Source organism: Paenibacillus thermotolerans, from assembly GCF_028745515.1.
In the GTDB taxonomy this organism is placed as follows: domain Bacteria; phylum Bacillota; class Bacilli; order Paenibacillales; family YIM-B00363; genus Paenibacillus_AE; species Paenibacillus_AE thermotolerans.
The window spans coordinates 53,996-75,162 of the sequence record NZ_JAQZSG010000019.1 but is presented as its reverse complement, the minus strand read 5'-3'; the positions used below and the strand labels follow the sequence as shown (position 1 = coordinate 75,162).

Genomic DNA, 21,167 nt, shown 5'->3' with positions numbered 1-21,167 from the left:
TATATACAGAATCACACTGATCGGAGGTCTGTTGGCGTGAAGAGCGACGCGGCATGGCTGGCAAGGGAAGAACTGCGAAGAAGTAAATTTTCCATAGCTTTTACGGCGGTATTTTTTCTGATTTATGGGGGGATTACCGGATTCATAACCGGCGAAATTCCCGCAGAAGAGCTTCAAGGTGAGAGCGCGGAAAGTATGAAGTTTGTTGTCGACTTCATCCTTTTGGCCTTGATCTCGTGTATCGGCTTCGGAATGTCGAAGGGGTACTTATCGACGCCGTACTGGCGAACCGATTATTTTACCGTTCGGTTATCCATCTTGCGATCGCTTCCGATCCCGGTCCATACGGTCGTAAAGCAGCGGCTTTTGCAAATGGTTTTTTACACCGCAATGTCCGTCATTTGCTTCTTCGCTATTTTTTATACGGTGAGCGGGTGGTCGCGCGATACGTTTTCTTTGCCCGAATACTTGTTGTTCGTCCTGTGCTGGGCGTCCTACGGATTTACGGCGGGCATACTGTTTCTTTGCTTGGAGTGGGGGGGCAGCGGCAAAAGATATTTAGCTTTAAGCTTTGTTGCGCTCTTGATACTTATAGCTGTGGTGGCCTTGATTTATTTCATTGCCGGTATACATATTACTTTCTGGCTGGCAGAGACGATTACCGGCCCGATCGGGTGGGCGTTCACATTGCTTTGCATGGTTGTTGCGGCATGTACGGTCCGGTTCGGATACAAGCGGTTACTTTATATTGTCCAAAACCGCGACTTTCGTTGATAGAGAAAGCAGGTGAAAGCATGCAGCTGCCGATTCGAGTGTCTCAGGAAAGCGCCGAACCGATGTACCATCAAATTGAAACCCAACTGAGAGCATTGATCCTTAGCGGTCAGTTGGCGGAGGGCACGCTTCTGCCTTCCATTCGCGAGTTTGCGCAAGGGGTGTCATGCAGCGTGATTACGATTCGGAGAGTATATCAGGATTTAGAGAACGAAGGGCTGCTTCGTACCCGCCAAGGTACGGGGACGTTCGTGGCGAAGGTGGACATCGAGGATCAGTCGAAATTTCGCAATCAGGCCGTATATGAGGCATTGAAAGATGCGGTGTCCCGCGGGAAGGCGGTTAACTGCGGAAGCGGGCTTCTGCGCGAGCTGTTTGAGAAGGCGCTTATCGAAGTATACGGGGAGGGAAAGCGATGAACGCGGTATTGCAGACGGCGGGGCTTGTGAAACGGTCGGGGAACTTTCAGCTTGGGCCGATCGACTTGGTCCTGGAGCCGGGGCTCGTCGTGGCGCTGGTCGGCCCGAACGGGGCGGGGAAGAGCACACTGTTCTCTCTTCTTGTAAACCAGCTCCATCCCGATCAAGGGGAAGTGCAATGGTTCGGCGGATTGACGCATTCGGCCGACGAGGTGGAAGTGAAGCGGCGGGTCGGGTACGTGCCGGAGGAGTTCCGCGCCTATGACGCTTCGATGACGGCAGGCGAGTGGCTGAGCTTTGCAGCCCGTTGGTACCCTTCCTGGAATGAGGGGCAATGCAAGCTTCGGCTGGAGAAGTACAACGTTGCACCGGAGAAGAAGCTGAAGGAGCTGTCCAAAGGGATGCAGCGCAAATTGTCGTTCATTCAAGCGGTATCCGCCGAGCCGGATGTGCTGCTGCTGGACGAACCGTCGTCGGGACTGGATCCGTTCGCTTGGAAAGCGATGACGGAAGACATTCGAGCCTTTATGGAAGAGAGAGAACGAACGGTTTTCTTTGCGACGCATGTGATGGATGAGGTAAGGAAGCTGGCGGATTGCATCGCATTTTTGAATGAGGGGAAGCTGCTCGGCTTTTATGAGAAGGACCGTCTGCTCGACGATTGGAAGACGTTCTGGGTGGAGACGGACCCGGAGGCTGCGGCGGCGACGGCCGGAGTCGTTCACTCGGTTGGAGGGGAAGGCCGCGCGATGCGGCTCGTTTCCAGTAACGCTGCAGCTACGGAGCAAGCTCTGAAGCAAGCGGGCTGCCGCATCGTCAGCGTCGCGGCGGTCGAGCTCGAGGATATTCTTATGTATTTAATGAAGCGTTAAAGGATTACGAGGAGGAGCGGGCATGGGAGTTTTGCAATTAGAACATGTGACGAAACGGTTCGGGGACAAGACGGCGGTGAACGGCATCGGCTTTAGCGTGGGGAAGGGCGAAATTTTCGGATTAATCGGAGCGAACGGCGCCGGCAAGACGACGACGATGCGGATGGTGCTCGGTCTCATTTATCCCGATGAAGGAACGATTTTGTACAGCGGCAAGCGGTATTCGAAAGACGTGAAAAGCTTGTTCGGCTATTTGCCGGAGGAGCGGGGGCTGTATCCGAAAGTAAAGGTCAGCGATCAATTGCTCTATTTGGCGGAGCTTCGCGGCATGAAGCGCACCGCCGCGGACCGCGAATTGAAAGCTTGGCTCGAGCGTTTCGGCGTGCCGGAGAACTACGGCAAGAAGGTGGAGGAGCTGTCCAAGGGGAACCAGCAAAAAATCCAATTCATCGCGGCCGTTCTCCATAAACCGGAATATTTGATTCTTGACGAGGTGTTCAGCGGCTTGGACCCCGTCAATGTCGAACTGCTGAAGGAGACGATCCTGTCGCTTCGGGACGAAGGCACGACGATTTTGTTTTCCAGCCACCGGATGGAGCATATCGAGGAGCTGTGCCAGCACGTTTGCATTTTGCAGCGGTCGAATGCGGTGCTTCAGGGCAACCTTCGCGAAATTAAGCGGCGTTTCCCGAGGGAGCAAGTGCTGCTCGAAACCGAAACGCCTGTAGACGGGTTGGAGAATGTGCCCGGGGTCGTGTCGGTGAAGAAGCGGGAGAACGGCTACGAAATCGCGATCAAGGAAGAGGCGGCGGCGCAGCGTCTGCTGCAAACGGCTATGGGGCAATCGGCGGTAAACCGGTTTGCATTGAAGGAGCCGACGCTTCACGATATTTTTATTCGAACGGTGGGTGGGGCCAATGAGTAAATTGTGGACTGTCATTCGTTTTACGTACGGCAATCGGCTGAAGCAGAAATCGTTTTTAATTACGACGCTTATTTTCGCGTTATTATTGTCCGTTATGATTCATTTGCCGACGATTATTTCTTCGTTTACCTCGGACGGTCCGGACAAGGTCGGTGTTTTGGGTGCGCCGCCGGAGGTTGCGCAGTCGCTGAAGCAGTATTACGGCGCGCAGCCGGAGCCCAAGCTGGAAGTGATTGTGCTCGAAGGCGATGAGGAAGCGGCGAGGTCGATGGTGAAGGAAGGCGCCTTGAAAGGTTACCTCGTGCCGGCGGAGGGCGGCTCCTCGGCCGATGCTGCGGGCTCGTTCCCGGCTCTCGAATACCGGTCAAAGGATTCTATGCCTATGGGCGTCATGTCCGAGCTTGAGACGGGGCTGCGGACGATCAGCCAACAGATGGCCAAGGAGGAAATCGGTCTGACCGCCGAGCAGGCGCAGCGTCTGTTTGCGCCGATCCGGCTCGTGCCGGTGCAAATTACCGACGCGAAGGAAGGCAAGAGCGAAGCGGACATTCAGCTTGCATTCGCGCTCGTATACGTGCTGTTGTTTATGCTGTATATCGGCGTCATCGGATACGGTAACATGGTCGCGACGGAAATTACGTCGGAGAAAAGCTCGCGCGTCATGGAGGTGCTCGTATCCAGCGTGTCCCCATTGACGCAAATGTTCGGCAAAATTATCGGCATCTGCCTGCTCGGGTTGACGCAAATTGCGGTGTTCATTACCGTAGGCGCCGTCAATATCGCGAACTCGAAGGGCAACGCGATCGTCGAGCAGTTCCATTTGAATTTGAACGATGTCGATCCGATGCTGCTGGTATACTTCGTCGTGTTTTATTTGCTCGGCTATTTCATCTATGGCACGATCTTCGCGGCGGTCGGCTCGCTCGTCAGCCGCACGGAGGAGGTCGGGCAGGTCATTATGCCCGTGACGCTGCTGATCGTCGCCGCGTTCATGCTCGCCATGTACGGCCTTACGAACCCGAACGCGCCGATCGTCGTAGCGATGTCGTTCGTGCCGTTCTTCTCGCCGATGCTCATGTTCCTCCGCATCGGGATGACGAGCCCGGCCGTATGGGAGATTGCGCTGTCGCTGGCGATTCTGGTTGCGTCGATTTTCGCGCTCGGCTGGCTGGCGGCGAAAATTTACCGCACCGGCGTGCTGCTGTACGGCAAGCGCCCGTCCTTCCGCGAGCTGCGCAAGGCGATGAAGGCGTATGACGTGTAGTGGTGTTTGGTAAGTTTCAGCTTTTGCAGACTTGATATCCTCCGAATACACCTTACCCAAGTAAAAAAGGGGCTGTCCCCAAAAGTCATCATAGATGACTTTTAGGGGCAACCCTTTTTTGCAATGATACCGAATGTTACAGGGGGCTGAGGTGTTAACGGACACCACAGACGTTATATAGTCGATTTGCCCGCCGCCAAGCCGCTAACGGACACCAAAGACGCTAAACCTTTATTTTTGGCGCTAATTCCTGCTTTTTCGAGCCAATAACTGCGGTGGTGTCCGTTAAAACGGAAACCTCCGTTAAAAACGCCGAATAACTGCAGCCATGTCCGTTAGAAACGGTTAGAGCGAGCTGCAAGCGATCCGTGACGCAGGTGGTCATTATAAAGGACATGTCCAGGCAAAACTCGGCGAACTTCCTGTTGCTACTCGCTGCGGGGTGGGATGAGTCGTGGGGAGACCGTTCTACGAAAATTGTGTTTATCGGCATTGAAATGGATAAAGAACAAATTGTTCAAGCTTTGGACGATTGTCTTTTGACCGGGGAAGAAATGAACGCGGATTGGCGGCAGTTTCGAGACACGTTGCCTGCTATTCAAACGGATGAAATATAATGTTTCCCCATAAAAGAGATAGCCTTGGTTCGCAAGAAATGTCGCGGATCAAGGCTTTTTTTAGGTCTTCGTCCACACAACATGTACATTCGTGCCGTACTATTTCTATAAGTTCATGAGAAAGTCAACCTATCCGGAGGAGTTGATCGGACCGGTGATTTATACAGCGCTCGGGGATTCCATTACGTTCGGAGAAAACGCCTCCTCTTGGGAGAAGGCTTATCCGCAGCTTGTCGTATCTTCTTTCAATGCCGGCTCTCACACCCGGAAGGTTCGCGGGTATGTGTTGGCTCATCCCGGCTGGAGCAGCGCCGATCTGCTGGATGCCGTCATCTGGAAGGGGGGCGCTTTCATAAGTCGCTCTGACGTTGTATCCGTATGGATCGGAGGCGTGGATATAGCGAACGCGGCGCTGGTTTCCTTGCGAAACCGTCAACCGTTCGCAGCCGACCAAGTTATAGCAAACTACAGAAGAAACTTAGACGCCATTCTCGCTCGAATAAAGAAGGGAGGCCGAGCCCGAATCGTTTGCTGCACGCAGTACAACCCATTTCCGAATAGCCCTGTGTCATACGGATGGATCGACAAACTAAACCGTACGACGAGCGAGCTGGCACAAAGCCGCAACGTCATTGTCGCTCCCGTCCATACTTGGTTTGAAGGCAAGCAAGCCGAATGGATTTATGGCTATCGAAATGGAAAGCTCGAGGATGCATTGAGCGGTTTTCTTCCGATTCACCCGAACGATCGGGGGCATCGGGCGATTGTTTCGCGGCTGGCCCCGTATCTTTTTCCTCGGGAATAATCTCATATAAGGCAGCAACAATCCTTTTCGCATTCAACCGTCCGCCATGGAGTATGTATAAAGAAATTGTACGTTCACCGGAAGGGGATGGTTGCCCATGATCGATACGACGGCAGGAACGGAGTGGATCATAAATAGGCTTAGAGCGGATCAATCTCCCGACGGCTCATGGAATTATCCGTTTGAAGCCGGCATTACAACGGATGCTTATACGATCGTTTTGTTGAGAACCTTGGAGATCGATCATGAACCGTTAATAAGGGGACTTGCGGCCAAAATGTTATCGAAACAGGAACCGAACGGGGCGTGGAAGCTTTTTTACGACGAGGAAGAGGGGAATCTTTCTGCCACGGTTGATGCCTACTATGCATTGCTTTACTCAGGGTATTATCGGAACGACGATGCGCGGATATTAAAGGCGAAACGGTTTATTACGGCCAACGGAGGATTGGAGGAAGCAGGCATATTTACGAAAATCGTGCTGGCGATCACGGGACAATTGCCTTATCCGCGGTCCTCCCCCCTGCCGATCGAAATCATGCTGCTCCCGCCGCATTTTCCCATCAATATTTATATGTTCTCCGTATATGGTAGAGTGAATCTGATTCCGATTATGCTGTTAGCGGATAAAGCCTATTCCGTTAGAACCGCTAAAAGCCCCGATCTTTCGGATATTAGGGCAATGCGGAAGCAAGAGGTTTTCTGGTTTAAAACAAAGCGGTCGCAGCCATCGGTTTCAATGCTGCTAAGCGGTATTCGCGGCCTGCCGGGTTTACCCGAACAGCTCCACCGTTCGGCGGTCGAACGAGCCGTAACATATATGCTGGACCATCTGGAAGCGGACGGAACGTTTTACAGCTATTTCAGCAGTACGTTCTTTATGATTTTCGCGCTCCTGTCCCTCGGATACCGGAAGACGGACCCGATTATTGTGAACGCTATTTCCGGATTGTTGTCGATGAAAACGGAAATCAAAGGTTTGCCCCATATGCAATACACAACGGCGGACGTGTGGAACACTTCGTTAATCGGCTATGCGCTGCAGTCTGCAGGAGTATCGGCGCAAGACCCGATGATCCGGAGGGCGAATCGGTATTTGCTTGGAAGACAGCAATACAAGTTCGGAGATTGGGCGATTCATAATCGGCATCCGCTGCCCGGCGGCTGGGGCTTTTCCGACGTCAACACCTTTAATCCGGATATCGACGATACTTGCGCCGCGCTCCGTTCGATTTCAACCATCGCGTTTTCCCATTCCGATGCTTGGAATAGGGGAGTCGGGTGGCTGTTGTCCATGCAAAACGACGACGGAGGCTGGGCGGCGTTCGAAAAAAATACTAACTCGGAACTGTTGGAGCTGCTGCCGATTGAAAAGAGCGGATTTATTTTGACGGACCCATCCTGCGCGGATATTACGGGACGAACGTTAGAGCTGCTGGGAAACTTCACTACGCTGAAGGCGGATCGGGAATCGGTGCGGAAGGCTGTGAGTTGGCTTGCAAAGCATCAGGAGCCGGACGGTTCATGGTATGGAAGATGGGGTATCTGTTATGTGTACGGAACGTGGGCGGCGGTTACGGGATTGCGGGCCGTCGGAATCTCAAACCGCGACGTCGCTATAGCGAGAGCCGTCGATTGGTTAAAGCGCATCCAAAATAAGGACGGAGGCTGGGGGGAGTCCTGCCGCAGCGATCAACAAGGGAAGTATGTTCCGCTCGGGGAAAGCACGCTTACGCATACGGCTTGGGCGTTGGATGCGCTCATCTCCGCTTCGGATCGGACGACGCCCGAGATTGAAAGGGGGGTTTCCTTCTTGCTCGAGTCGTTGCGGCGCGAAGATCGGACGACGGCGTATCCCGGCGGGCAAGGAATACCGGGGGCGTTTTATATTCATTACCACAGCTACCGGTATATTTTTCCGCTGCTTGCTTTGTCCCATTACCGCCGTTTATTTAACACATAGGCATTTGATGCATACATTGAAAAGGAGGTTAAGGTTAGGAGCGATTTTATATGCAAATTCATGTCGTGAGCAGCGGAGAGACGTTATGGCTGATCGCCCGTAAATATCAAACGGCCATCGCTCAAATCGCTGCGGCGAACCAGCTGCAAAACCCGAATGCATTGGTAATAGGTCAATCTCTTGTCATCCCGGAGCCTTTTCGGGATTATGTCGTACAGCCGGGAGATAACCTCGGGACGATCGCCCGGCGTAACGGAACAACGGTTCAAGCGCTCGTCGAGGCGAATCAAATAACCGATCCGTCTCTTATTTTCGTTGGAGACATGCTTACGATTCCGTATCGGCTCCATACGGTACAACGAGGAGAAACGCTATGGCAGATCGCCCGGCGCTATGGCTCTACGGTAGAGGCGATCGTTCGGGAAAACAGCATCGCAAACCCGTCCTCGATCTTTCCGGGGCAAACGCTTCGAATACCGTCACCGGCCAGGCCGGTATTGGAAGTGAACGCTTATAACACTAGAACGGACGAAGCCGGGCGGCAGGAAGTTCTTTATTGGGGACGGCATTTTACGTACTTAAGCATGTTTGAGTATTCGGTCAGGCCGGACGGAACGATTTCAACAATGAATGAAGCGCCGGTGCTCGAAGCGGCCGCAACCAATCATGTGTTGCCGCTTCTCGTATTGACGAATTTCGCCGGCGGGAAATTCGACTCCCAGCTTGCCGCAACGATTCTTCGGAATCCCGACCTGCAAAATACGCTGATTACGAATGTGCTCGCGACGATCCGTTCCAAAAATTACGGAGGACTCAACATCGATTTTGAATACGTATACCCCGAGGACCGGGAAAATTACAATGCGTTCCTTCGCAGAGTCGTGGAACGGCTTCGCCCGGAAGGGCTGCTCGTCTCGACTGCCGTCGCTCCGAAAATCCGGGCGGATCAGCCAGGCTTGCTGTACGAAGCGCACGACTATGCCGCACATGGGGAAATCGTCGATTTCGTCGTGCTCATGACTTACGAATGGGGCTGGGCGGGGGGCAGACCTTGGGCCATTGCGCCGATTAACGAGGTGAGGCGCGTTCTGGACTATGCGGTCACCGCCATTCCGCGCAATAAAATCATGATGGGCGTCCCGCTGTACGGAAGGGATTGGAAAATCCCTTGGGTACAAGGAACGTTCGCCCGAACGGTCAGTCCGCAAGAAGCGGTCGGTTTGGCCGTTCGATACGGCGTCCCCATTCAATATCATGAAACGTACCAGTCGCCGTTCTTCCGTTATACCGACGAAACCGGACAGCAGCACGAGGTTTGGTTTGAGGATGCCCGCAGCGCTCAAGCGAAATTCGATACGGCGAAGGCATACGGACTTCGCGGCGTCAGCTATTGGGTGCTTGGCAGCCCCTTCCCGCAAAATTGGCACGTGCAGCAAAGCAACATCATCCCGAGAAAGCTCATATAGCTGTTACGATTAATCCCTGACGAAGCTCGGGGATTTTTTTGTTCCATTCAAGCGGGAAAATCGCATTCCGCGTTGCCGCGGACGTTTGAGAGGTCTTACGTTTTTGCAAATATCGGAGCCGTTCCCATCCATTTTTTGAACATCCGATTAAAATAGGCTTGATCGCAATAACCGAGGTATTCGGCAATTTCACCGATGGACATTTGAGTATTTTGAAGCAAATGCAGTGCATTGTTGATCCGGATATGATGCATGTACTGGATCGGGGTGATGCCGACCACTTTTTTAAACAGAACGGTTACGTAGCTCGGAGTGATTTCCGCAATGGAAGCCAATTCGTCAATCGTAATATTCCGCCGATAATGATTTAATATATACTCCTGCAGCTTTCTGACCGTTCGTTCCTTTGAAGAAGCTGCGCCCGCTTCTTGGTTCTCTTGTGTAATCAATAGGAGGAGCTCCTGAAGAACGTTGTTTGACAACGGTTCGGACAACGTTCTTATACTCGACCATTGCACGAAAAGATAAGAAAACCGCTGTTTGAAGTAAACGGCATTACGTATGCGACTCTGAAATAGGTTCTCCTTGTTCGGAAACAATAGCGAGCTTTGGGACAAAGGCTCCTCCCATGAAAAAACAGCCGTGAACTTTGTGTGAGGCTCATCGGGATGGCTTGTCCAAGCTCGATAATGATGATAGGGAATATACAATGTATCCCCTTTCTCCAGCACTATTCTTCTATCTTCTACAAAATAGATGACCTTACCCTCCGTTACGTAAACAAGCGTATTTAACCCCTTTGATTTCTGCGTACACCAGTGCGGATTTACGTCGTGATAAACCCCTTTAATAGCCGGCATATGAATTGCCCCCATGAATATTTATTAAAGAATTATACAAACGGATCGGTTTTATTCATTTATTTTTGCAATGCCATTGTATACTATAAAACTATCATTCAGAGTTGTTGCTTTAATGAATTATACAAAAAGAAAAGAGGAAAAGGAAAATGCGCATTCTTTATATCGATATCGATTCCTTGCGTCCGGATCATTTAGGATGTTACGGGTACCACCGCAATACGTCGCCTCATATCGACAGCATTGCTGCAAGAGGAACGCAATTTACGAATTACTATGCTTCGGATGCGCCTTGCGCCCCTTCACGCACAGCGATGTTCAGCTCCCGATTCGGCATACATAATGGTGTCATTAACCACGGCGGATTAGAAGCCGACATGCGACCGATCGGAGCAGGCCGTCCGTTTAACTATCATCATACGCAGTATCAGGCATGGGTCGATGTGTTGAGATTCCATGGTCTGCACACGGCTATGATCAGCCCGTTCCCGGGACGTCATGCGGCATGGCACGTATTGGAAGGCTTTCTTGAGACGCATGATACCGGGAAACACGCGGGCGAGACTGCGGGGGACGTGTCTTCCGCCGCACTGCGCTGGATTAAAGAGAGGGGGACCGAGAAAGAAAATTGGTTCCTGTATTTAAATTTTTGGGATCCGCATACGCCTTACAGAACGCCGGCGGATTACGGAAATCCATTCGAGAACGATCCCGCTCCGGAGTGGCTGACGGACGAAATGATCGCCCGGCATCGAGAGAGCTACGGGCCCATGAGCGCCCGCGACATTCCCGTAAGCAACCAATGGCCCGGATTACCGAAAGAAATTACTAACCGTGACGATTTCAAAAAATGGATTGACGGCTACGATACCGCGATTCGTCACGTAGACGACCATGTAGGACTGATTCTTAAGGCGCTTGAAGAGGAAGGATTGTTGGAAGAGACTCTCATCATTATCTCCGCGGACCACGGTGAAAATCAGGGTGAGCTTAACGTTTACGGCGATCATCAAACGGCGGATCATATTACGAGCCGTATTCCGCTTATTATGGCGGGTCCAAGCATATGTCAAGGGCATATCGATGAAGATTTCCACTATAATATCGATCTGGGGCCGACAATCACCGAGCTTGCCGGCGGAACTCAGCGCAAAAGATGGGACGGCGTGAGCTTCTTGCCCGCTGTGACGGAAGGAAAGCCATCGGGGCGGCCATATCTTGTAGTCAGCCAAGCCGCATGGAGCTGTCAGCGTGCGGTGCGTTTTGACAATTGGATGTTGATTCGGACGTATCATGACGGTCTTAAAGAGTTCCCGGATCTTATGTTATTCGATATTGACAACGATCCGCATGAAACGATAAATTTGGCGGAGGAACGCCCGGAAGCGGTGGGGAAAGGTTTGAAGCTCCTGGATGCATGGGTGGCGGAGCAAATGGCCTCATCCGATTCTCCGGTCGATCCGATGTGGCATGTTATCCATGAAGGGGGTCCGTTCCATACTAGAGGCAGCTTGGGCAACTACTTGGAAAGACTGCGGAAAGCAGGCCGGCACGAGGCGGCAGAACGGCTGGAAGCCCGGTACCGTAAAGTGTAACTGAATCATGGTGAATGGCGCATCAATAAGTTTGATTGACAATTAGGAATCCTCCACAGGTTATACCGTGGAGGATTCATTTTGATTATTTGTTGTTGAGGTTTCTTAGAACCTGAGCCGGCATTTCTTTGTTATCTTTCTTCGCCTTATTTTCCTTGCCCTTATGATCCGGATTTCCCGATGCGAACCGGGAAGCGTCCATTCCGTCCATAATATTCATAAGCTCACCTCCTACGGTGTATCTTCCCCAATTGATGGTACAATGAATGAATAAATACGTGACGCTACCTATTTAAGCCGGAGGTTGAACTTTTTTGCTGTCATACCGTGTACTGAAATTGCTGACAATCCTGATCCCGACATTCATTATCGGAGGCTTCGAGTTTGTTCGGCATGAGTTTTTAACGCATTTGTTTTCCATGGAGGCCGGAAATGTCATTATCACGCTCCTCACCTTGATGTTTTCTTATTTATTTTCGCTGTGGATGTTTCGAACGATCGAACAAAAAAACCGGCAATTGGCGGACGAGAAGGCGAGAAGCGCCGTATACGAGGAGCGGGAACGGCTGGCAAGAGAATTGCACGACAATATCGCGCAAATCGTGTTTTTCATGAATGTGAAGATGAAGCAAGGGAAGATGGAAGAGGCCAGCGCCGCCTTGTCCGACATCGATCATCATCTGCGGCAGGCGATCTTTAATCTTCGCTCCTCCCCGGAGGAGAGCCTTTCTTTCGAGGACCGTATTGCGAAATGGCTGAATGAGTGGAGCGCCACAGCCGGTATCGATGTTTCAACGGAAATTCGGCTGCCGCCCCGTTGCTTTTCGACAAGCGAAGAAGTCCAACTGTTTGCGATTGTTCAAGAAGCTTTCATGAATATAAGAAAACATTCGCAAGCGAACAACGCGGCTATCCGTTTCCGTGCCGACTCTGAAAGTTGGTCGATGGAGATCGAGGACGACGGGATCGGAATTACGAATATATCGAATGAGAACAAATACGGATTGCTGATGATGAAAAAACGTGCAAGCGATCTCCACGCCGCGTTCGATATGATGAACCGAAATGGCGGCGGGACGATGCTGCGCCTGGAATCGAGGAGATAACGGCCATGATGAGGTATAGGGTTTTAATTGCGGACGACCATCCGATGGCGCGAAAGGCGATTCAAAGCTTGCTGGAAAGCGATGCGTCCTTCGAGTTGATCGGCGAAGCGGCGGACGGGCTGCAAGCCGTCGAGCTTTGCGGAAAGCTGCAGCCGGAAGTCGTATTGATGGATATTAACATGCCTCATTTGCACGGGCTGGAAGCGACGCGTAGAATCAAAACGATGTATCCGTACATCAAAGTCGTCATGTTGACCGTTTCGGACGACGTGGCCGATTTGTTTACCGCGCTTCAGTTCGGTGCACAAGGGTATTTATTGAAAAATATGGATCCGATCGATTGGACCGCTTATTTGCAAGCGCTGCTCGACGAAAACTCCGAAGTGTCCAGAAAGCTGGCGGACCGTCTCTTCCATCAATTTAAAAGCGCCGGAAAAACCAAAGAGGACCCGGAACCTAGTGTTTTAACTTTACGAGAACAGGAAATAATATATTATGTCGCGAAGGGAGAAACGAACAGGCAAATTGCCGACCGTCTCACGATCTCTGAAAATACGGTGAAAAATCACTTGAAAAATATTTTGGATAAATTATCGCTCGATAACAGAGTTCAACTAACCTCATATGCCGTCAGAAACGGATTGACACAGTTTGTCCAAAACAACAATGGAAGATAGCCCGATCGGGTCATTCTCATTGTTGTTTTTTTTGGCTATGTTGATAAAGAGAGGGAGGTGACGGAATCAATGCTGAAATATTTGTCGGTTTTGCTGGTTGTCGCGTCTCTCCTTATCCCGCAAACGGCGTTTGCCCATGCATCGCTCGTAAGCGCAACTCCCGAACCGGACTCCCAATTGGATCAATCTCCCGGCCGGATCGTGCTGGCCTTTAACGAAAGGCTTGAAAACAAGCTTTTCTACTTGAAGGTACTGAACCAAAACGGGGAATCCGTAACGGCGAACAAGGCGGCGATGAGCGAGCGGCAAACGGAAATCGAGCTTTCGCTGCCCGCACTCAAGGACGGCTTATATACGGTTTCGTATCAAGTGATTTCGGCGGACGGACATCCGGTTGCGGAGTCATATGTATTTACTGTCGGGGAACGAATCGGCGCTCCGCAGCCTTCGGATCATCTGAATCAGCAGCATGAAATTTCAAGCGACATCGATTTGAAGCAGCTGATTACGTTCGTTTCCAGGATACTGTATTTTCTCGCTTTGCTCTTGTTGGCGGGATGGACGCTCCGGAACATTCTCATTCCCGTCGGAACGCAGCAACTAGAGCAGAGTTACCTGAATTGGTCTTTGAATCTGCAGCGGTTATTCCTGTTTTCGGTCATCCTAATGATCGCCGCTCATCTTCCGGAGTACTTGAGCAATTTTGTGTATAAAGATATTAAGTCGTTGTTTATCGGCACGTTCGTCGGGATATCGTGGATGAGCAGTCTGTTCCTTGCCTTATTCGGTTTTGTCGTACTCAACCGTTCCAAATGGCTCGATACGATCTACGTTCTCTTATTGCTGATCGCCAAAAGCATCAGCGGACATGCCATGGCGTTCCAGCCGGTCATTCGAACGGCGGCTCTTGACGTCGTTCATCTGTTTGCGGCTTCGATCTGGGCCGGGGGATTGCTGTATATTGTCGTTCACTGGAGAAAGCACAAGGAATCGATGGCGGACTTCCTGCTCAGATTTTCCAATCTTGCACTTATAAGTTTGATTGTTCTTGCCGCATCCGGAACGATTTCAACGATGATCTTCCTGCCGAGATTGAAATATGTCCTCTATACGCAGTGGGGACTGCTATGGATTGCAAAAGTTTCGTTGGTTGGATTGGTCATCGCAGTCGGTGCCGTTCTTCGGGTTTGGATGAGAAGAAACCGGCGGCCGCTCGGTATGATGTTGAAAGCCGATTTCGGCCTGATGCTGCTCATTGTCGGGATTGCGAGCATTTTTACGTATTTGAATCCTTTGCCGGTCAATCAACCGCTGTACTGGCATGAGATGGGCGAAACGATTCATATGACATCGAAGATTACGCCGAATGCGCCGGGGGAAAATACGTTCTCGGTTTCCGTATGGCTGCCGGAAGGAGCGGGAAAGCCGAAAGCCGTCCGACTGATCTTAAGATATATGGACGATAAAAGCGTTGCCCCGATTGCCGTTCCGCTGGACGTGGACTCTGCGAATGAAGCGCTGTACTTTGCGGAGTTCGAGCAATACAACTTCAAGGCGGAGGGGTCGTATCTTCCATTTGCAGGAGATTGGACGGTAGAAGTAAGAGTGATGGACGCAGCCGACAACGAAACCGTGTACGAAAGAGAAATTAGGATTTACTAGATGTACCATATAAACTCGAAGGGGAGTATGTTTCATGAAAAAGTTTGCGAGTTTACTGACTGCCGGCGTATTAAGTATGGTTTTGTTTGCCGGAGTCGCCGGCGCTCATGTGACGGTTCAGCCGAAAGCAACGACTCAAGGCGCGTATGAAGTGTTCACGGTTCGGGTGCCGACGGAGGGGGATGCGCCGACCGTTAAGGTCGAGGTGAAAATACCGGAGGAGGTAAACATTACTCGATTCGAGCCGAAGCCGGATTGGAGCTACGAGCTGACCAAAGACTCTACCGGAAAAATTACTAGCGTCGTATGGACCGCAACAGGAAACGGGCTATCCAGCACGGAATTCGGCGAGTTTAAAATGAACGGCAAAGTGGCGGACGATGCGGCTCAAATTTCTTGGAAAGCGTATCAGACGTATCAAGACGGAACGGTCGTCGAATGGGTAGGGGCCGAAGGGTCGGATCACCCGGCATCCGTCACAACCGTTAACGCAAAGCCGGCCGGCGCGGATTCGGACAGTCATGGGGATACGTCTGCGGCTGCTCCTGCGGACGGAAGAACGACTCAATCGAATCTATCTCTTTATATTTCGATTGCGGCTCTAGCATTCGGCATATTGGCTTTCGTAATTTCGCTGCGCAGAAAAGCAAAATAAATCATATACGACAAAAACTCCTCCACGGCTGATAGAGCTGCGGAGGAGTTTTTGTTACCGGTTCGGCAAGGCAGGCAGGCACCGGCAAACGGCAAACGGCAAACAGCTAACGAATCGTTAGTGCACCGGAATATTATGCACGTTCTCGCTGCCGCCGGCCGACGCCTTCCGGCCGGAGCCGGCGGTCGCCCGAAGCATGACGAGGGCAACCAGCTGGAAGGCTCCGCCAACCAGACCGAGCGCCGGCAATGACCCCAGCTGCACAATCAGCCCGCCGACCAGCGAACCGACGCCCATACCTAAATAGATCGCGGAGCTGTTCAGCGACAGTACGATCCCCGCGGAAGGGCCGGCCAAGGCGAGCAGACGGTGCTGCTGCGGAGGAGTAAGCACCCAGCCCGCGGCGCCCCAAACGATTACCGCGCCTAGCGCGACAGGCAAGGACCAACGGGAAGGGGAAAACATGACGGCCGCCCCCAGCGCCGCAAGAGCGACGCACAACGCGATCAGTCCGAAGGTCAGCGTGCGCACCGCGCCGATCCGGTCCGCTCCAGCCCCGCCTAACGAGCTGCCCGCTACCGATGCAATGCCGAATAGAAACAGCGCAGGGCTTAGCCAGCTCACGGGAAGCCCGGCGGCGGAGAGTAACTCGGACAGGTACGTGTATACGGTAAAGCCGCCCACAGTCCAAACGCTAGTCAAAAGCAGAGCGAGCAATACCGGGCGCTGCCCGGCCAGCTGCAGCCGTTCGCTCAGCGATGCGGCTCCTGGCGATGCAACTGGCTTGAACATCGCAGCAATGCACAGCGCTGCGATTACGCCCAACGCTCCGACAAGCACGAACGGCGCCCGCCAGCTCCAGAAGCCGGAAATCCAAGTGCCGAGCGGGACCCCGACGACGATGGCGACCGTCAGCCCGCCGATGACCGTGCCGAGCGCCCGGCCCCGCCGCTCGGGCGGAGCAAGCAGTGCCGCCGTTGTCGTGGCCGTCGGAGTAAACAGCGCTGCGCCTAATGCCGCGATCACGCGTGTGGCCATCAGCAGAGCGTAGGACGGGGCGAGCGCCGAGGCAAAGTTGGCTGCGGAAAATAAGACGATGGAGACGAGCAGAACGGATTTTCGGTTCAATCGGCCGGTAACGGCGCCCAGGGCCGGTGCGGCGGCTGCATAAACGAGTGAAAAGACTGTCATCAGCTGCCCCGCAACGGACAGCGAAACGCCGAGCGACGAGGCTACCGCAGGCAGTACCCCGGCAATGACGAAGCCATCCGTACCGATGGCAAAAGTTCCTAAGGCAAGAATGAATAAACGCGCTTTCATATGAGTCATTCCCCCAAACCTATGTATTTTTATAGTTCTAAAGTTCGAATATATTCGAACAATGGAATAATAACACGATCGGTGCTACAATACAACTATGAGAACTTTACATCATCCGTCGACCGAGGAAATGAAGCTGTCGAGCGTGTTTTATGCGTTAAGCGATCCGATTCGCCTTTCGATCGTCATGCAACTTCGCGGGGGGGCCGAAAAATTTTGCGGAGAGTTTATCATGGAGGACAAGGCGAAATCCACCATATCGCACCATTTTAAGGTGCTTCGCGAATGCGGCGTCGTTTACACGCGGGTACAAGGGACACAGCGCTTTATTTCTTTGCGGGAGAGCGAGCTGAACCTTCGTTTTCCGGGTTTGCTCGATGCGTTGTTTGCCGCTACGGAGCCTTTTTAGGCCGAATAAGGACAATGTTGAAGGGGCTGCTCCTAAGAGTCATCTACGATGAATTTTGGGACAGCCTCTTTTTTTCGCTCCCGCGGTGCTAACGGACAACACAGACGCTATATCGCCGTTTTTGCCACCGCCAAACCGCTAACGGACGCCACAGACGCTAAACCTCGATTTTTGGCACTAATCCCTGCTATTTCGAGGGAATAACTGCAGTGGCGTCCGTTACATCTGCAAACTCGATTCAAAACGCCGAATAACTGCATCCCTGACCGTTAGAGCGAGCTTATCCGCCACCTGCAAGGAAGGAACCGGCTTAACGGCTAACGAACCATTAAGGAACCGGAACGTTATGCACGTTCTCATCGATGCTTTTCGTCTGATGGATAGAGGAGGTAGAGAATGAATCTTATTCCGGATGCAGAGCTCGTAAAGAAAGCGTTGGCGGGAGACGTCGAGTCGTTCGCGTCCTTGGTCCGCAGCTATTCGAATGCCGTGTTCACCGCAGCGTTTCAATATGTGAAAGATTACCACCACGCCCAAGATATCGCTCAAGAAGCGTTTGTCCGCGCGTGGCGGAACCGGATGCGCATTCAAGATCCGGAGAAGTTCGGTAAATGGCTGTATACGACCACAAAACGAATCAGCATCGACTGGATTCGCAAATCCGGCAAGCTCGGTCAGTGGTCGGAGCTTGATCGCGCCGAAATACCGGCAAATCAAACGACAGAGGATCAAGCAATCCAGAACGAGCGGAAAGCGATGCTGCGGGATGCTTTGCATCGGCTGAGTGAAAATGATCGCACGGTTATTTTGCTCTATTACATGAGCGGGCTCAACACCCGAGAAATTTCCAGGTTTCTGGGGGTTTCCGTAAATACGGTGGAAAGCAGGCTCAGAAGGACGAGAGAGAAGCTGAAGGGGGAGCTGTTCGTAATGGTCGGAGACGTATTGAAGGAGGAAAAAGGATCCCGCGGGGAAGGTAAAACAATCCATCTATCTTATGCTCTCGGTTCATTTTATATTGATTTGTTTAATGAACATGTTGTGAAGCGTTTCGAGCAGGCAAACCCGAATATAAAAGTGAAAGTAACAGCTTACGACCTTTGCGAGCTGCCGAACTTTACCTTCGAGGAAGAGTTAATAAAAATGGCCGCCAAGGGAACGTTGCCGGATGTTGCTCTATTCGATCCGGCTCATATTCCTTCTTGGGCGGAGAGAGGACTGCTGCACTCTTTAACCGATGATGTGAAGGAAGATCGGATCCGGTTCGAACGATTTTATGAAAGCGCTTGGGACTCTTGCGGCTACATGGGAGAAGTGTTCGGCTTGCCATGGAACATGAGCAACGCGGCGTTGTTTTATAACAAAGCCTTGATGAGGGAAGCGGGATTGGATCCCGAGCGCCCTCCCGCAACGATCCGAGAGCTCGATCGAATGGCGGAGCTTATGTTTAAGAAGGACGGAAACGGGGAGTACACGCAGGCTGGCTTTATTCCATGGTTCAGTGCGGGAAGCTTGTTCTTGAACAGTCTCATTTGGGGCGGGGAATGGAGCCGGGACGGAAAGCTAACTCCGAGCGATCGGAATATCATCGAGTCCTTGTCATGGATGAAGAGCTATGCGGATCGATATGATCGAGGCAAGCTCGAAGCTTTTCTGCATTCGGTTTGCCAGGAGCGAAATCCGTATGAGCGATTCGGCTTTGTATTTCTAGGATGCTGGGATATGTACAGCATTTATCCCCGCTACGTTCATGCCGACGACGATTGGGGAATTGCGCCGCTTCCGACAAAGGACGGGATCACGCGAACGACATCGCTGGGGGGGTTCTCCTTCGTTGTTCCGAAAGGCGCGGCTCATCCGAAGGAAGCATGGGAATTTATGAAATACGCCGCTTACGACGAAAGGCTGAAGCTTTGGGTGAAGGCGGATCCGGAATCGAACCACGCCGCAATGCCCGAAGCAAACCGCACGCATCCGCTGGCCGGGGAACCGAAGTTTCAGGTGTTCTTGGATGCCATATCGTATGGAGTACGCAAACCCCAAAGCCCGCTGTTTCCCGACATGTGGCTCGAATTGCAGCGAATCACCGAGGCGGTTGTTTCAGGAATAGGCAATCCGCAGGAGTTGCTGGAGCAGCTGCAGGCGAGGCTAGACGGCCGCTCGCAGCCGACTCCCGGCTGGATCCGGGCCGCTAATTGCCGACCTCTGCGGAGCTAACGGACAACACGGACGCTATATTGCCGTTTTTGCCCACCGCCAAACCGCTAACGGACACCACAGACGCTAAACCTCGATTTTGGGCGCATACCCCTGCTTTTTCGAGGGAATAACTGCAGTGGTGTCCGTTAAAACTGCAAACTCTATTCAAAACGCCGAATAACTGCATCCCTGACCGTTAGAGCGATCCGCCAATGGCCGCGACTGACTACGAGCACCCTGTTGCTTACCGGATCGTGCAGGACGCGGCATGTGTGCCGATCGAAAAGCGGCGCTAAAATGGAGCGTGTGTGGGATATGCCGGAGGCGCGGCTTTTGCAGTGTTAACGGTTTTTTCGGCGGACTCTTCTGCTGCGCTTCGGGCAAGCTTAAGCATGCTTCGCCGCGCGATGCTGTAAAGTAACTACCGAGTTTCTTTCAATTAATTTCGTGTGTATATAAATGCGCTGCGGTTCGCCGGTCATGTTATTCAGCCTCCACAGCATTTGCTGGAACGACTTTTGGGCGAATTCGCGTTTGCTGATATCTATGGTTGTCAGAGGCGGCGTGCAATTGCGGCTTAGCTCCGTGTTGTCGAAGCTCACAAGGGACACCTGATCCGGCACGGAAATTCCGAGCGTCTTGAACCGCTGCATCAGATGCCACGCCGCCATATCGCAATGGCAAATAAAGGCCGACGGAAGTTTGTCGGGCAGCGCATAATCCATAATGTAAGCTCCGGAAGAATCGTTGTTCACGATATTCCACTCCTCCCGAAACTCCAGCCCGTTGCCCCGGATTGCCTTTAAATATCCGTAAAATCGATCCAGAACACTGGACGTATAATTCGGGTCGCCAACGAACCCGATATTTTTGTGGCCTTTGTCGATCAAATGAAGGGTGGCTAAGTAGCTTGCGTAAAAGTTGTCGGTAATAATGCAATCCGCTTGGATGTGATGATTGTAGAAGTCGATCGCCACAACGGGAATATTCAGATTTACGATGGCTTCAATAAACGAATTTTTAAACTCGCCCGCGATAAACACGCCGTCCAGCGCCCCGTACGAGAAGGGCAGCACCAGGTTGTCCTCATCTTTGGAGTTGACGATGTACAAGCTTAAGTTTACGTTTTTTTGAGCGCATTCCTTGCTTAAATAGTAATAGATTTGAGTATAAAAGTTATCGCTCTCCAAAAAAAAGCGCTTTGAAATCAAGAAGGCCAATTTTACGTCTTCCTTCGCTTGTTTCTGGCTTCCTCTTTTTGAATACCCCATTTGGGCGGACACTTCCAAAATACGCTGTTTCAATTCTTCGCTGACGCCCGGTTGATTGTTAAGAGCTTTCGAAACGGACACTTTCGTAATTCCAAGATGATCCGCGATCGCTTGCATTGTAACAGATTTCGTATTCATTACTTTCTCTCCGTGTATTTACATTTTATTTTTGTAAGTTAACTATTTTCTTCTTTTGTAACTTAACTTTTGTGTGCAGATTCATCATGTAAAATTTATTCCCTGTAATTGATTTTATACGTTAAACGGCGATATATCAAGGTTTTCGACGGTTGTAAATTTATCTTGTA

The 21,167-nt window shown here is 51.8% G+C and carries 20 protein-coding genes; 16 read left to right on the top strand and 4 right to left on the bottom strand.

Going from position 1 to position 21,167, the window contains the following annotated elements; all coding sequences use genetic code 11:
- Window positions 1-36: 36 nt before the first annotated feature.
- The 9 genes from PT964_RS16125 to PT964_RS16085 all read left to right on the top strand — a co-directional run bounded on the left by PT964_RS16125 (window position 37) and on the right by PT964_RS16085 (window position 9,105).
- Complete coding sequence (locus PT964_RS16125) at window positions 37-774, top strand: hypothetical protein (RefSeq protein ID WP_274364390.1); 738 nt, start codon at window positions 37-39, stop codon at window positions 772-774.
- 20 nt (window positions 775-794) lie between these two features.
- A complete protein-coding gene (locus PT964_RS16120; protein WP_274364389.1) occupies window positions 795-1,193 on the top strand; it encodes a GntR family transcriptional regulator in 399 nt (132 codons plus the stop codon).
- Window positions 1,190-2,065 (top strand): ABC transporter ATP-binding protein, encoded by an 876-nt coding sequence (locus tag PT964_RS16115; RefSeq protein ID WP_274364388.1) that lies wholly within the window; start codon window positions 1,190-1,192, stop codon window positions 2,063-2,065. Before PT964_RS16120 ends, PT964_RS16115 begins: the two co-directional genes overlap by 4 nt.
- A gap of 22 nt (window positions 2,066-2,087) precedes the next feature.
- Complete coding sequence (locus PT964_RS16110) at window positions 2,088-2,990, top strand: ABC transporter ATP-binding protein (protein WP_274364387.1); 903 nt, start codon at window positions 2,088-2,090, stop codon at window positions 2,988-2,990.
- The gene (locus tag PT964_RS16105; RefSeq protein ID WP_274364386.1) at window positions 2,983-4,254 is read left to right on the top strand and encodes an ABC transporter permease; all 1,272 of its coding nucleotides are present in this window, start codon (window positions 2,983-2,985) and stop codon (window positions 4,252-4,254) included. The genes PT964_RS16110 and PT964_RS16105 overlap by 8 nt, the downstream gene beginning before the upstream one ends.
- Window positions 4,255-4,649: 395 nt before the next feature.
- Window positions 4,650-4,871 carry a GTP-binding protein gene (locus PT964_RS16100; protein WP_274364385.1) on the top strand — a complete coding sequence of 74 codons (222 nt, stop codon included), beginning with the start codon at window positions 4,650-4,652 and terminating at the stop codon, window positions 4,869-4,871.
- A 154-nt stretch (window positions 4,872-5,025) separates the two neighbouring features.
- A complete protein-coding gene (locus tag PT964_RS16095; protein WP_274364384.1) occupies window positions 5,026-5,676 on the top strand; it encodes an SGNH/GDSL hydrolase family protein in 651 nt (216 codons plus the stop codon).
- Window positions 5,677-5,773: 97 nt separating this feature from the next.
- Window positions 5,774-7,639 carry a squalene--hopene cyclase gene (shc, locus tag PT964_RS16090; RefSeq protein WP_274364383.1) on the top strand — a complete coding sequence of 622 codons (1,866 nt, stop codon included), beginning with the start codon at window positions 5,774-5,776 and terminating at the stop codon, window positions 7,637-7,639.
- 50 nt (window positions 7,640-7,689) lie between these two features.
- Window positions 7,690-9,105, top strand: coding sequence for a LysM peptidoglycan-binding domain-containing protein (locus tag PT964_RS16085; protein ID WP_274364382.1), 1,416 nt, complete (start codon window positions 7,690-7,692; stop codon window positions 9,103-9,105).
- A 95-nt stretch (window positions 9,106-9,200) separates the two neighbouring features.
- On the opposite strand, the gene PT964_RS16080 is transcribed toward PT964_RS16085, so the two are convergent.
- On the bottom strand, window positions 9,201-9,554 hold the full coding sequence (locus PT964_RS16080; protein ID WP_274364381.1) for a helix-turn-helix transcriptional regulator: 354 nt from the start codon (window positions 9,552-9,554) through the stop codon (window positions 9,201-9,203).
- 560 nt (window positions 9,555-10,114) lie between these two features.
- Between PT964_RS16080 and PT964_RS16075 the strand changes: the two genes are divergently transcribed.
- A complete protein-coding gene (locus PT964_RS16075; RefSeq protein ID WP_274364380.1) occupies window positions 10,115-11,560 on the top strand; it encodes a sulfatase family protein in 1,446 nt (481 codons plus the stop codon).
- Window positions 11,561-11,645: 85 nt separating this feature from the next.
- Here the strand turns inward: PT964_RS16075 and PT964_RS16070 are convergent, their stop codons facing one another.
- Entirely contained in the window at window positions 11,646-11,780 is a 135-nt protein-coding gene (locus tag PT964_RS16070; RefSeq protein WP_274364379.1) for a hypothetical protein, read from the bottom strand.
- A gap of 97 nt (window positions 11,781-11,877) precedes the next feature.
- On the opposite strand from PT964_RS16070, the gene PT964_RS16065 reads away from it, so the two are divergent.
- The 4 genes from PT964_RS16065 to PT964_RS16050 all read left to right on the top strand — a co-directional run bounded on the left by PT964_RS16065 (window position 11,878) and on the right by PT964_RS16050 (window position 15,660).
- On the top strand, window positions 11,878-12,666 hold the full coding sequence (locus tag PT964_RS16065) for a sensor histidine kinase (RefSeq protein WP_274364420.1): 789 nt from the start codon (window positions 11,878-11,880) through the stop codon (window positions 12,664-12,666).
- A gap of 5 nt (window positions 12,667-12,671) precedes the next feature.
- Window positions 12,672-13,343, top strand: a complete 672-nt coding sequence (locus PT964_RS16060) for a response regulator (RefSeq protein ID WP_274364378.1) — start codon at window positions 12,672-12,674, stop codon at window positions 13,341-13,343.
- Between the two features lie 69 nt (window positions 13,344-13,412).
- Entirely contained in the window at window positions 13,413-15,005 is a 1,593-nt protein-coding gene (locus PT964_RS16055; RefSeq protein WP_274364377.1) for a copper resistance CopC/CopD family protein, read from the top strand.
- A 34-nt stretch (window positions 15,006-15,039) separates the two neighbouring features.
- Window positions 15,040-15,660 carry a YcnI family copper-binding membrane protein gene (locus tag PT964_RS16050; protein WP_274364376.1) on the top strand — a complete coding sequence of 207 codons (621 nt, stop codon included), beginning with the start codon at window positions 15,040-15,042 and terminating at the stop codon, window positions 15,658-15,660.
- A 117-nt stretch (window positions 15,661-15,777) separates the two neighbouring features.
- Here PT964_RS16050 and PT964_RS16045 read toward each other — a convergent pair whose 3' ends face one another.
- Complete coding sequence (locus PT964_RS16045) at window positions 15,778-16,980, bottom strand: MFS transporter (protein ID WP_274364375.1); 1,203 nt, start codon at window positions 16,978-16,980, stop codon at window positions 15,778-15,780.
- Between the two features lie 97 nt (window positions 16,981-17,077).
- Here PT964_RS16045 and PT964_RS16040 point away from each other — a divergent pair, with 97 nt between their 5' ends.
- Window positions 17,078-17,389, top strand: a complete 312-nt coding sequence (locus PT964_RS16040; protein ID WP_274364374.1) for an ArsR/SmtB family transcription factor — start codon at window positions 17,078-17,080, stop codon at window positions 17,387-17,389.
- A gap of 396 nt (window positions 17,390-17,785) precedes the next feature.
- Window positions 17,786-19,606, top strand: coding sequence for an extracellular solute-binding protein (locus PT964_RS16035; protein WP_274364373.1), 1,821 nt, complete (start codon window positions 17,786-17,788; stop codon window positions 19,604-19,606).
- Between the two features lie 368 nt (window positions 19,607-19,974).
- Here the strand turns inward: PT964_RS16035 and PT964_RS16030 are convergent, their stop codons facing one another.
- Window positions 19,975-20,997, bottom strand: coding sequence for a LacI family DNA-binding transcriptional regulator (locus tag PT964_RS16030; protein ID WP_274364372.1), 1,023 nt, complete (start codon window positions 20,995-20,997; stop codon window positions 19,975-19,977).
- Window positions 20,998-21,167: the final 170 nt, after the last annotated feature.

Coding starts and splice junctions, on each gene's coding strand:
- PT964_RS16035 (WP_274364373.1), top strand. CDS start 17,786: ATGAATCTTATTCCGGATGCAGAGCTCGTAAAGAAAGCGTTGGCGGGA.
- PT964_RS16030 (WP_274364372.1), bottom strand. CDS start 20,997: ATGAATACGAAATCTGTTACAATGCAAGCGATCGCGGATCATCTTGGA.
- PT964_RS16075 (WP_274364380.1), top strand. CDS start 10,115: ATGCGCATTCTTTATATCGATATCGATTCCTTGCGTCCGGATCATTTA.
- PT964_RS16110 (WP_274364387.1), top strand. CDS start 2,088: ATGGGAGTTTTGCAATTAGAACATGTGACGAAACGGTTCGGGGACAAG.
- PT964_RS16115 (WP_274364388.1), top strand. CDS start 1,190: ATGAACGCGGTATTGCAGACGGCGGGGCTTGTGAAACGGTCGGGGAAC.
- PT964_RS16050 (WP_274364376.1), top strand. CDS start 15,040: ATGAAAAAGTTTGCGAGTTTACTGACTGCCGGCGTATTAAGTATGGTT.
- PT964_RS16040 (WP_274364374.1), top strand. CDS start 17,078: ATGAGAACTTTACATCATCCGTCGACCGAGGAAATGAAGCTGTCGAGC.
- PT964_RS16120 (WP_274364389.1), top strand. CDS start 795: ATGCAGCTGCCGATTCGAGTGTCTCAGGAAAGCGCCGAACCGATGTAC.
- PT964_RS16060 (WP_274364378.1), top strand. CDS start 12,672: ATGATGAGGTATAGGGTTTTAATTGCGGACGACCATCCGATGGCGCGA.
- shc (WP_274364383.1), top strand. CDS start 5,774: ATGATCGATACGACGGCAGGAACGGAGTGGATCATAAATAGGCTTAGA.
- PT964_RS16085 (WP_274364382.1), top strand. CDS start 7,690: ATGCAAATTCATGTCGTGAGCAGCGGAGAGACGTTATGGCTGATCGCC.
- PT964_RS16070 (WP_274364379.1), bottom strand. CDS start 11,780: ATGAATATTATGGACGGAATGGACGCTTCCCGGTTCGCATCGGGAAAT.
- PT964_RS16100 (WP_274364385.1), top strand. CDS start 4,650: ATGTCCAGGCAAAACTCGGCGAACTTCCTGTTGCTACTCGCTGCGGGG.
- PT964_RS16105 (WP_274364386.1), top strand. CDS start 2,983: ATGAGTAAATTGTGGACTGTCATTCGTTTTACGTACGGCAATCGGCTG.
- PT964_RS16045 (WP_274364375.1), bottom strand. CDS start 16,980: ATGAAAGCGCGTTTATTCATTCTTGCCTTAGGAACTTTTGCCATCGGT.
- PT964_RS16055 (WP_274364377.1), top strand. CDS start 13,413: ATGCTGAAATATTTGTCGGTTTTGCTGGTTGTCGCGTCTCTCCTTATC.